The sequence below is a fragment of the Streptomyces sp. P17 genome (assembly GCF_032436805.1).
Taxonomy (GTDB): Bacteria; Actinomycetota; Actinomycetes; order Streptomycetales; family Streptomycetaceae; genus Streptomyces.
Genome location: NZ_JAVRBF010000035.1, coordinates 83,195 through 93,499 on the forward strand (window position 1 = coordinate 83,195; position 10,305 = coordinate 93,499).

The 10,305-nt window shown below is 70.3% G+C and carries 6 protein-coding genes and 1 pseudogene; 4 read left to right on the forward strand and 3 right to left on the reverse strand.

Annotated elements, in window-relative coordinates:
* Positions 1–10: 10 nt before the first annotated feature.
* Genes eccD through RMT89_RS23025 form a run of 4 tightly spaced genes read left to right on the forward strand, consistent with a single transcriptional unit; the run spans position 11 to position 7,886 of the window.
* Positions 11–1,375, forward strand: a complete 1,365-nt coding sequence (gene eccD, locus RMT89_RS23010; protein ID WP_315885657.1) for a type VII secretion integral membrane protein EccD — start codon at positions 11–13, stop codon at positions 1,373–1,375.
* Between the two features lie 15 nt (positions 1,376–1,390).
* Positions 1,391–2,512, forward strand: a complete 1,122-nt coding sequence (locus RMT89_RS23015) for a hypothetical protein (protein WP_315885658.1) — start codon at positions 1,391–1,393, stop codon at positions 2,510–2,512.
* Complete coding sequence (gene eccCa / locus RMT89_RS23020; RefSeq protein WP_315885659.1) at positions 2,509–6,504, forward strand: type VII secretion protein EccCa; 3,996 nt, start codon at positions 2,509–2,511, stop codon at positions 6,502–6,504. Before RMT89_RS23015 ends, eccCa begins: the two co-directional genes overlap by 4 nt.
* Positions 6,501–7,886: a DUF6177 family protein gene (locus tag RMT89_RS23025; RefSeq protein ID WP_315885660.1), complete on the forward strand. Its 1,386-nt coding sequence runs from the start codon at positions 6,501–6,503 to the stop codon at positions 7,884–7,886. The genes eccCa and RMT89_RS23025 overlap by 4 nt, the downstream gene beginning before the upstream one ends.
* 19 nt (positions 7,887–7,905) lie before the next feature.
* On the opposite strand, the gene RMT89_RS23030 is transcribed toward RMT89_RS23025, so the two are convergent.
* The 3 genes and pseudogenes from RMT89_RS23030 to RMT89_RS23040 all read right to left on the reverse strand — a co-directional run bounded on the left by RMT89_RS23030 (position 7,906) and on the right by RMT89_RS23040 (position 10,243).
* Positions 7,906–8,559, reverse strand: a complete 654-nt coding sequence (locus RMT89_RS23030; protein ID WP_315885661.1) for a PASTA domain-containing protein — start codon at positions 8,557–8,559, stop codon at positions 7,906–7,908.
* Between the two features lie 182 nt (positions 8,560–8,741).
* Positions 8,742–9,050 (reverse strand): annotated as a pseudogene (locus RMT89_RS23035) (restriction endonuclease); the annotation flags it as partial.
* A gap of 602 nt (positions 9,051–9,652) precedes the next feature.
* On the reverse strand, positions 9,653–10,243 hold the full coding sequence (locus tag RMT89_RS23040) for a hypothetical protein (RefSeq protein WP_315885663.1): 591 nt from the start codon (positions 10,241–10,243) through the stop codon (positions 9,653–9,655).
* Positions 10,244–10,305 lie beyond the last annotated feature (62 nt).

Here is a 10,305-nt window from a genome sequence, read left to right on the forward strand (position 1 = left end):
CACGGGGTCCTTGAGTCGCTCGGCGACCAACAGTCGTGCGGCGCTCAGCCGGGTCACCCTGGTCGGAGAGCGGCGTCGGGTCGACCTCGTACTGCCGTCGCGGGAACCGGTCGGAGTTCTGCTGCCAGAGGTCATGCGGCTGCTGGAGGATCGCGTCGGAGAGCGACCCGAGCTGCGGCATCTGGTCACCCCGGACGGGTCCGCACTCGCGCAGGACAGCACCCTGGAGTCGGCCGGTGTGGCCGACGGGGCGGTGTTGCGGCTCGTGCGGGTCGAGGATGCTCCCTCCGCGCCCATCGTCCATGACGTCACCGACGAAGTCGCCGATGACCTCGACGTACGGGCCTGGCGCTGGCGGCCGGCGGCGCGGCGCGCTGTCGCCGGATGTGCCGCCGCCCTGTGGGCCCTGGCCGCTGGTGTGCTGGCCCGCAGCCACTTCGACCTATCCGCAGTCGGCGGGGCGCTTCTCGCCGTGGCGCTGGGCTGTGCCGCTGCCGGTCTCGTCTGCGGGCGCGCACGGCGGCACGCTCTCGCCGCCACCCTGATCGCGACGGCCGCCGGCCTCGCCGTGCTGGGTGTCTGGACGTGCGCTGACGCCTACGGCTGGGACAGTGCAGTGCGGCTGGCGGGTGTTGCGGGGGCGGTAGCGCTCGCGTTGTTGCTGGCCGGGTGGTTCACCCCGTCGGGGCGTGGGGCGTCGATCGGTGGGGGAGCGGTTGTCGGCTGCCTTGTGGTGTGGGAAGTCGCCATCGGGCTGCAGGACGGGGCAGAGATTGCGACCCAGCAGGCCCGGCTCGGTGCGCTGCTCGCCGTCGTCTCCGTCGTCGCCCTCGGGGTGTTGCCGCGGCTCGCCCTGATGGCGTCGGGACTGACCGGGCTGGACGATCGGCGTACGGGCGGGGTGTCGGTGAGCAGGTACCAGGTGGGTACGGCGCTCGCGGCCACCCACCGCGGGCTGGCGCTGGCCACGGTCGTACTCGCCGCCTCAGCGGGCGCGGCCGGAGTGCTCGTACTGCGCACGGTGTCGGTATGGACCGTGTCGATCGGCATCCTCGTGATGATGGTCCTCGCGCTGCGTGCGCGTGCTTTCCCGCTCACCGCCGAGGTCGTGGGGCTGCTCGTCGCCGCGACGGTCGTCGCGGTGCGGCTCGGCGTGGTGTGGGGCGATCATGCCCCGGCCGCCGGTCCCGTTGCCGCGCTCGGCCTCCTGGCCGTCGTACCTCTCGTGGTGCTGGCCGTGGAGCCGGCCGAGCATGTGCGCGTGCGACTGCGGCGCGCCGGAGATGTCCTGGAGTCCGCGGCTGTGATCGCCTTGTTCCCGTTGGTGATCGGCATGTTCGGGGTGTACGGGCGGCTGCTCGACACCTTCGCGTAGGGCGTGGTGACCGGCATGACAGAGGCGGCAGACTGGCAGCGCGACGTTCTGCAAGAGCTGGTCGACGGTGCCCCGCGCCCGGTGGCCCCTGCTGCGCCCGGGCCGACAGCGCAGGCTGCCACCGAGCCAGTTCAGCCGCCCTCCCGGCCTGCCCCAGAGTCGCCCCCGCCATCGCCCCCGGCTCCTCGCCGGGCACATGACCCTCGCATCTCGACTCCGACCCCCGAGTCCCTCCCCACCATCGACCCCCGGCTCGCCCACGCCCTGGGCAGCCCACAGCACGGCGACTCGGTCGCGCGCCGGGCCGGAGCCTCTCTGCGCAGGCTCACCGCCTCCGCCAATGAGGAAGTCTCCGAGCTGACCCGCTTCGCCCAAGAGTTGCAGCAGCCCGTCACCACCGGACGGGTCATTGCCGTCACCTCGATCCGCGGCGGCGTCGGCAAGTCCACGGTCAGCGCGCTGCTCGGCCGTACCTTCAACCACTACAGGCACGACCCGGTACTCACCCTGGAAGCCGACGCGGCCCTGGGCACGCTCCCGGTGCGCATGGGCGCGGATACAGTGCGCTGGTCCTGCGCCGACCTCGCCCGAATCCTCACGCCCTCGATGCAACTCACCGACGTCACCGGCTACTTGGTACCCGTGACGGACGGCGGCTGGCTGCTGCCCGCGGGCCAGGGCCGCGTGGGCGCCCCCTTGGACATGCGGACCTACATGACGGTGACGCTGGCTCTGCGGCGGTACTTCGCGGTGACGGTCGTGGACTGCGAGACGCTGCCCGGCGAGGTGGCCCGTACGGCGATGGACACCGCCCACGCCCGGGTGGTCGTCGCTCCGATGACCGCGGAGGGCATCCACGGCACCCGGCAGGTCCTGGACTGGCTGGCGCAACTTCCGCACTCCGCCCTGGCCAGCACCGTGGTCGCCCTCAGCGCGAGCACGCCGGACGCCACCCTCGACCCGAAGGCCGCCGCCGCGCACCTGCGCGAGCCCGGCCTGCCCGTCGTCCTCCTTCCCTACGACCGTCATCTCGCCCAAGGAGGCCCCATCCACACCGCCATGCTGGGCCGGAGCACCCGTGACGCGGCCGTCCGTCTGGCGGCCGAGGTGATGCGGCGGGCGGTGACGGTGCGATGACGCAGCAAGTGGTCCACCGGCCTGCCCGTAGCACCCGCCCCCTCGCGCCCGCCTCGCCCCGGACCGTCGAGGCGCCCCCGAACCTCCCGGAGGGCAAGCTCGGAGGCGCGGCCACCGCGCTGCTGCCCATGGCCGGGGTCGTCAGCTCCGTCGTGCTGATGACGGTCATCCGCAACAGCCAGTTCGCCGCGATCGGGGCGATCGTGCTGCTCGTCGCCCTGCTCGGGGCGGTGGCGCTGTTCCTCTCCCAGCGCGGCAAGGCCCAGCGCACCCGACGCGTCCAGCGCGAGCGGTATCTGGAGTACCTGGAGGAACTCCGCGAGGAGTTGGGAGCAGGCGAGCGGGACCGGCGGCAGGCGGCGCGCGAGCTGAACCCGCCGCCCGAGGCCCTGTACGACCTCGTGAGGGATCCGGCGCGGCTGTGGGAGCGACGCCGCCCAGACGCCGACTTCCTCTCGGTGCGGGCGGGCACCGGTGACGTACCGGCGCAGAAGCTGGACATCGCGCAGAACAGCACCGGCGGTGTCCTCACCCCGCCGGACCCGTTCATGCTGAACGAGGCACGCGCCCTGCAGAGCCGCTTCGGCACCGCCACGGACTTCCCGCTCACCGTGCCGCTGGACCGGGCCGGGAACGTCAGCATCGTCGGCGACCGCGAAGGCGTCCTCCGCGTCGCCCGCTCCCTCCTGCTGCAGACCGCCGTGACACACGCTCCCGACGACGTCGCCGTCGCCCTCGGCACCACCGACGAGTCCGCCTGGACGTGGGCCAAATGGCTCCCGCACGTGCTCGACCCACAGACATACGACGGCCCGGTCGCCGCCCGCAGGATCGCCCCCGGCCTGGCGGAGCTGGCCCGGCTGTGCGCCGGCGACCTACGGCAGCGCGCCGGGTACGCGGCAGAGGTGCGCCGCGGACTGTCCGGCAGGGGCAAGGACGCTCTACGCCTGATGTCCCGCATGCTCGTGATCAACGACTCATACGGTGAAACGGCGGCCGAACTCCCGCGCCCCGACTCGGCGATCGGCCTGCCGGAGATGGGCGTTACCGTGCTGTACCTGCTTCAGCAGCAGGTACACGAGCCCGACCAGGTGAGCGTGCGCATCACCGTCGACGGCAACCGGATCACCGTGGACGACCTGTGCGGAAACGTCTCCCAGGGCACAGTGGACGCGGTGAGTTCGCCGGGTGCGGAAGGCATCGCCCGCATGCTGGCCCCATTGCGCCTGTCCGTGGAGTCGGCGGCCGAGGGAACGCCCGTGTCCGGGCCGGTCGACTTCCCCGCCCTGCTGGGCATCGACGACCCGGCCGCGCTCGATCTGGAGAAACTGTGGGCGCCGCGAACTGAGCGGGACTTCCTGCGCGTCCCCATCGGCCTGACCGACCGGCACGAGCCGGTGCTGCTGGATCTCAAGGAGTCCTCCCAGCTCGGCATGGGCCCGCACGGACTGTGCGTTGGCGCCACCGGCTCCGGCAAGAGTGAACTGCTGCGCACCCTCGTCCTCGTGCTCGCCGCCACCCACTCCCCGGAGGACCTGGCCCTGGTCCTGGTCGACTACAAGGGCGGCGCCACCTTCGCCCCCTTCGCCGAACTTCCGCATGTGGCCGGGGTGATCACCAACCTGGAGAACCAGGCCGGGCTCGTGGAACGCGTCCACACCAGCCTCGCCGGCGAAGTCAAACGCCGCCAACAGGTACTCAAGGACGCCGGGAACGTCGCCGACATCGGCCACTACGCCGCCCTGCGCGCCACGCGGCGCCCCGACTTGGAGCCGTTGCCGCATCTGTTCGTCGTCATCGACGAGTTCGGTGAACTGATCACCGCCAAGCCGGACTTCATCGACCTGTTCCTGTCCATCGGACGCATCGGCCGTTCCATCGGCGTCCATCTGCTGCTGTCCAGCCAGCGCATCGAGGGCGGCAAGCTCAAGGGGCTGGACACCTACCTGTCGTACCGGCTGGGGCTGCGCACCTTCTCCGCCGACGAGTCCCGCACGGTCCTCGACACCACCGACGCCTTCCACCTTCCGCCGCTGCCAGGCTTCGGCTACCTCAAGGTCGACACGTCAACTTACGAGCGCTTCAAGGCCGGTTACGTCTCCGGCGCTTACCAGGGCCCCGCCCTGCGGAAGGAGCGTGACGACGAGCCCCTCGCCCGGCCCTACCCGACGTACAACACCCCCCATCGCCAGAACAGCGAGGTCGTCGAGGAGCTCGTCGCTACTCAGCGAGAGACCGGGCCGACCACCCTGTCCGTCATGGTCGACCAAATCGCGACGGCTGCGCCACCGACACGACGCATCTGGCTGTCCCCGCTGCCCGACGCCACGACCCTGGACATGGCCGCCGGCCCTCTCCAGGCCTACACGGACGGAGTACGCCTCGCCCACGCAGGCGGCCCAATGCGCGCCCCACTCGGGATCCTCGATGACCCGGCCCGGCAGTGGCAGCAGCCGTGGCTGCTGGACCTGACCGTCTCCGGCGGGCACGCGGCCATCATCGGTGGCCCGCAGTCGGGCAAGACCACTCTCCTGCGCGCCCTCGCCCTCTCGCTCGCCCTGACCCACACGCCGTACGACGTAGCCGTGTACGGCCTCGACCTGGCCGGTGGCGGCCTGTCCGCCCTCTCCGGGCTCCCGCACGTCGGGGGCGTCGCCTCACGCGCCGACCACCAGCGCGCCGCCCGCACGGTCGCCGAGGTGCGCGCCATGCTGGGCGAGCGCGAGGAACTGTTCCGCGAGCTTGGCATCGATTCCGTCGACCAGCTGCGCCACCTCCGCGCACAGCGCAAGCTGCCTCAGCTCGGTGCCACGGATGTGGTGCTCCTCGTCGATGGGTTCGGGGCGTTGCGTGACGAGTTCGCCGACCTCGACGACCCGGTGGCCGACCTGCTGAAGCGGGGCGGCGGCTACGGCATCCATGTCGTGGCCGGCATGCTGCGCTGGAACGACGTCCGCATCGCCACCCAGTCGATGTTCGGCACCCGCATCGAGCTGCGCCTCAACGACCCGGCCGATTCCTCCATCGACCGCAAGCTGTCCGAGACACTCGCCCCCGACGTACCAGGCCGGGTCCTGACCGACGGCAAGCTGTTCGCCCAGGTGGCCCTGCCTCGTATCGACACCCGACCGGCCACAGACGACCTGGGCGCGGCCCTCGAAGACACCGCCGGCACCATTCGCGCCTCCTGGCACGGCGAACTCGCCCCGCCCGTACGGGTGCTGCCCACCCTCCTACCCGCCGCAAAACTCCCCTCGCTGGCCGCCGAGCCGACGAAGATCCCCCTCGGCGTCGACCAGGACACCCTCGCGCCGGCCCTGCTCGACCTGTTCGGCACGGACCAGCACCTATTGATCCTCGGCGACAACGAGTGTGGCAAGACCAACCTGCTGAGACTCATCGCGAGCCAGCTCGTCGAGCGCCACTCGGACAAGGAACTCGTCTTCGGCGTCTTTGACCCACGCCGCGGCCTGCGCGGGGTGATCCCGGAGCCCTACCGCGGCGGTTACGCCCACAACGCCAAGCTCGCCGCAGCCCTGTCCACAGGAATCGCCGCCGAGCTGGAGAAGCGCCTGCCGGAGACGGCGGACCCCGACGCACCGATGAGCGCCGAGCCCGCTTTCACCGGCCCGCGCATCGTCATCCTCGTCGACGACTACGAGATCCTCACCACCGCTGGCCAGCAACCGCTGACCCCCTTCCTGCCGTACATCTCCTCCGCCCAGGACATCGGCCTGCACTTCGTCCTCGCCCGCCGCACCGCAGGCGCCTCCCGCGCACTGTACGAGCCCCTGCTGACCGCCGTGCGCGAAACCGGCTCCCCTGCGCTCGTCATGACCGGCGACCGCACCGAGGGCCAGCTCTTCCCCGGCCTGTATGCCTCCCAGCAGCCGCCCGGCCGGGGCACTCTCGTCCGTCGCGGACGCCCCCACCAGCTCATCCAGACCGCTCTCACCAGCGAAGCCGACGAAAGCGCCGAAGAAGCCCTGTGACCAAGGACGTCATCGCCCTCACCCCCAAGATGCCGGACCTGCGCACCCTTCTCGCAGGCCTCTACGCCGGCGGCCCCGACCTCGGCGTGAACACCCTGGCCGACGGCGCCGTCGTCCAGCTGTGCGCCCCCGACGGCCGCCCACTCGTCTCCGTCGAGGCACCCATCCTCATCCAGGTCCCCGGCGAGACCGCCCGCCTACTGGACCACCCGGTCGACGGGCCGGTGTGGTGGACCGAGGCCCGTGCTTTCACCGCCGTCGCCGAGGCCGGCCGACTTGCCGGCTCCTTCGCCGGACGCCTGGCCACCGTGCTCGGCGGCACGGTCTGGCCGCCCGAGGCCGCCACCACCGACGTCGTCCCCCTCACCACCGATGTCTCGGCCATCCCCGCACCCGCCACCGGCGCCCCCGCTGTGGACGTCCTCACCAACCCGACGGCCGTGGTCATTCAGGACCGTCCCTTAGTCGCCATGACCAGTTGGCTGGCCGACGCCCTGCGCACCGCGACAACCGCCGACCGCGCCCTGCAGATCGTCACCCCACCCACCACCCGCCTCACCCTGCCCACCCGAACCGCCCTGCGCGGCCTGCCCAACCGCTGGGTCGTCCAGGACCCCGAGCATGGGTACTACGACGGTCTGTCCGGCGCCCTACTCCACTGGAAGAACGGCAACTTCACTTCCGTACATGACGATCAGGGCGCCCCCCGGGTCGCCGCGGCCTTCACCTCCACTCCCGAAACCGGCGACCGCCAGCTGATCCTCACCTTGCGCACCCGCCACCCCGCCGACAAGGACCTCGTCCTCGGCCGCGCCCTGGAGACTGCCTTTCAGCACCTCACCGGCGCCCCACCGGCGGGATGGAGCACCGCCGAACCGGTCAACCTCCGCTGGTCCACCCGGGAGTTGACCGACTTGGCCCGCGCACGGGCCCCCCGCCCCACCTGGCTCATCGCCGTCGGGTCCCCCAACCGACCCGCCCTCGCCACCATGCGCGTGCTCCGCACACCGGCGGGCGTCGAGGAGAACATCACCCTCGCACTCGGCTACGGCAAGGGCGAGGCACCGCCGCTGGCCGCGATCGAGGAACTCGCTGCCGAACTCGACATCCAGCACGGCCTCGTCACCCTGCTCACCACTCTCCGCACCGCCCGCCGCGATCTGACCGTCCCTCCGCGCCTCGAACACCCGCCGATCCCCGTCACGTTCACGCTCGGACACGACGTAGCCAGGCGCATCGGGCCGGCCCGTGCCGAGCGCCCTCTCGAGGGCCCCGCGCCGGTGCAGCTCGGCTCCGCACTCCACTACTCCCTCGGAGACGGAACCGATCCCGACGCCTGGACCTCGTTCCAGCACCTCAGCGAGCACCTGAAGCAGGCATGACATCAGGCCTGGGTAGGTGTCAGCAGGACTCTTCGAACTTCACCGCGTTGAGCGTCACAGGCTGGCCTTCGAGCTTGGTGCCGGGGGCGGGGTCCTGGGAGCAGACCTTCCAGTTGGACTCGATGACGATGATGCGGTCCTGGCCGGAGGCGTCGTTGACGGTGATGCTGGTGCTGGGGTCGAGGGCCTCGCGGGCGACCTTGACGGACTTTCCCTTGAAGTCGGGCATTGCCGACCCGGCGGTCTCGGTCTCGGTGCCTTGGTCCGTGGCGGGGCAGGTCTCTTCGAGCTTGACAGTGGCGAAGTCGACCTTTGTGTCGGTGGGGTACTCGCCAGCTTTCGGGGTCTGGAAGCAGACCTTCCAGTTGCGGTCGTCGAACTGCCCGCGGCCACGACCGAGGGCATCGTGCGAGGTCAGGTTGTAGAAGCCTGCGTCTTGTGCCTGGTCCTGTGCGAACTGCAGTCCCTTACCGATCATGTCCGGCAGTGAGGCGGCCCCTGCTCCGGTCGTGTTGTCCTGCGTGGTCGCGGGCTTGTCGGCCGGAGTGCTGTCCTGCGTGGCTGCCGGCTTGTCGGCGGGGGTGCTATCCGTGCCGTTGCCGCCGCAGGCGGTGAGGCCGGTCAGCGCAGCGAGGCAGGGTGCGGCCAGTGCCATGCGTACGCGGGTGTGCATGATCCCCCCAGGGTCGTGCAGCGAGGGGCCAGTATGTGTGGCCTGCGGGATTTTAGAGTCGTATATGTCGCTTCTGTGAAAAGGGTCCGATTCCACGATAGTCCGATGCCCGGTTGCTGTGCGTAGAGGCGGCCGGGCCATAGGTACAACTCCAGGGGGCCAGTGTGGCCAACTCCTGAGGGCTACAGCATCCAGGGAGCGGGCCCGGTCCGGGTCGCCGAGGCGGCGAGTGCAGCCTCGGCGAAGAGCCGGATGCCATGACGGCTCGCGTACTCGGCCGCCGGTCGGGTGAACACCGAGGTGGTGACGACGGCTGCCACCTGGGCGCCGTGCACGCTGAAGCAGGTGCCGCCGAAGCGCTGGAGGTCGGGGCTGCCGACCTTGGTGATGGGCCCGTACCGCTTGCACTGGATCACGATGCGCCTACCGTCGGGCGCGGTGGCGACGACGTCGGCGCCGAGGTCACCGGCCCCGCCGACGACACGGGCGTTGGTGAGATCGCCCGCTACCACGCGCGCGACAAGGCCGCCAGCGAGCGGGAAACAGCGGCAGAACGGCTGCCGCTCCGAATCCGTTGTCCGCCATCACCCCCGTCATCGTGATCACTGCGGCGAGGGCGGCGGTGCCGTAGGCGCAGCCTGTCCGACCGTCGTTCTCTCTCTCCCGGGACTAAAATCTAGATGAGCCGCTCGCTCCGCCTTCGATTCCTAGGCATGGTCCAGGTGTGTGGCTCATTCGGGTAGATGTTGCAGTTGGCCTTCGAGTGCGGATCGGCCAGGCGGAGGCGGCGATCCTGGCGTTGTAGACGTCGAGCTGAGCCTTGTAGTAGATGACTTCGCATTCGATCGAGAAGTTCCCAGGCGCGGTCGGCGTCGACGTCGGTGTCGACCGTCGGGTCATGTGTCTGGTCGATCATGCCGGTACCCCTTACTGCACGTAGCCGCCGCCGAAGGTGCGAGGCTGGGGGTGCGCACTAAGCGCATTTTGCGCCCTAAGGACTTGACCTGCGGCAACGCTCTGACCCTTAGTGCGCGGGTGCGCACTATGTCCCCGAAACCTTTCCACTCCTTCGCAGGTCAGGCCCTTAATGCGCTTACTGACCCTTAATGCGCCGCACCCCCTTGACAGGTCGCCCAGCAGTAGGGGACGACCACTCTTCGTAACCGCCCAGCTTGATCAGCTGGTCGACCAGAGCGTCGACCTGGGTCGATGACCGATGCTTGCCGAAGCACTCCACATAGATCGACTTCCGGGCGGCGCCGTCACCTCCCGCGTGGTCGACGAACGTCTTCAGCCGGTCAAGGTCGGGGTTGCTGGTGCCGCCGCCGAACAGGTACCAGGCCGAGTCCTCCGCGTACGACCACAGGGCCTCCGCAGCCTCCACATGCGGCAGGTCGATGACGTCACTACCGTCCAAGAGTGCCGCGGTCACCGACAGTCGAAGCATCTGTGCGGGGGCACGGGCAATGACCTGTGCCACCGGCCCGTCCCCCGCGTGGTCGGCGGCGAGACGCGGGTACAGATCGTGCCAGTAGTCACGGGCCGCGGGTGTGCGGTCCATCCGTCCGATCGTCTGTGCCGCCCCCAGCGCCTCAGCCAGCTCGGCGCCCAGGGCCTTCAGCTCGTCCTCACTCAGGCAGCCGCCGTCCGGCAGCAGCTTGGACCGCTTAGAGCCCGTGAACAAACTGATCGTTGCGGGCGGGTGGGAATCCGTGAATTGACCTGAACAACCAGGACCTCTTGGTA

Excerpts from the sequence above, each read along its gene's own strand:
- RMT89_RS23015 (WP_315885658.1), top strand. The coding sequence starts at position 1,391 with ATGACAGAGGCGGCAGACTGGCAGCGCGACGTTCTGCAAGAGCTGGTC.
- RMT89_RS23030 (WP_315885661.1), bottom strand. The coding sequence starts at position 8,559 with ATGCACACCCGCGTACGCATGGCACTGGCCGCACCCTGCCTCGCTGCG.
- eccCa (WP_315885659.1), top strand. The coding sequence starts at position 2,509 with ATGACGCAGCAAGTGGTCCACCGGCCTGCCCGTAGCACCCGCCCCCTC.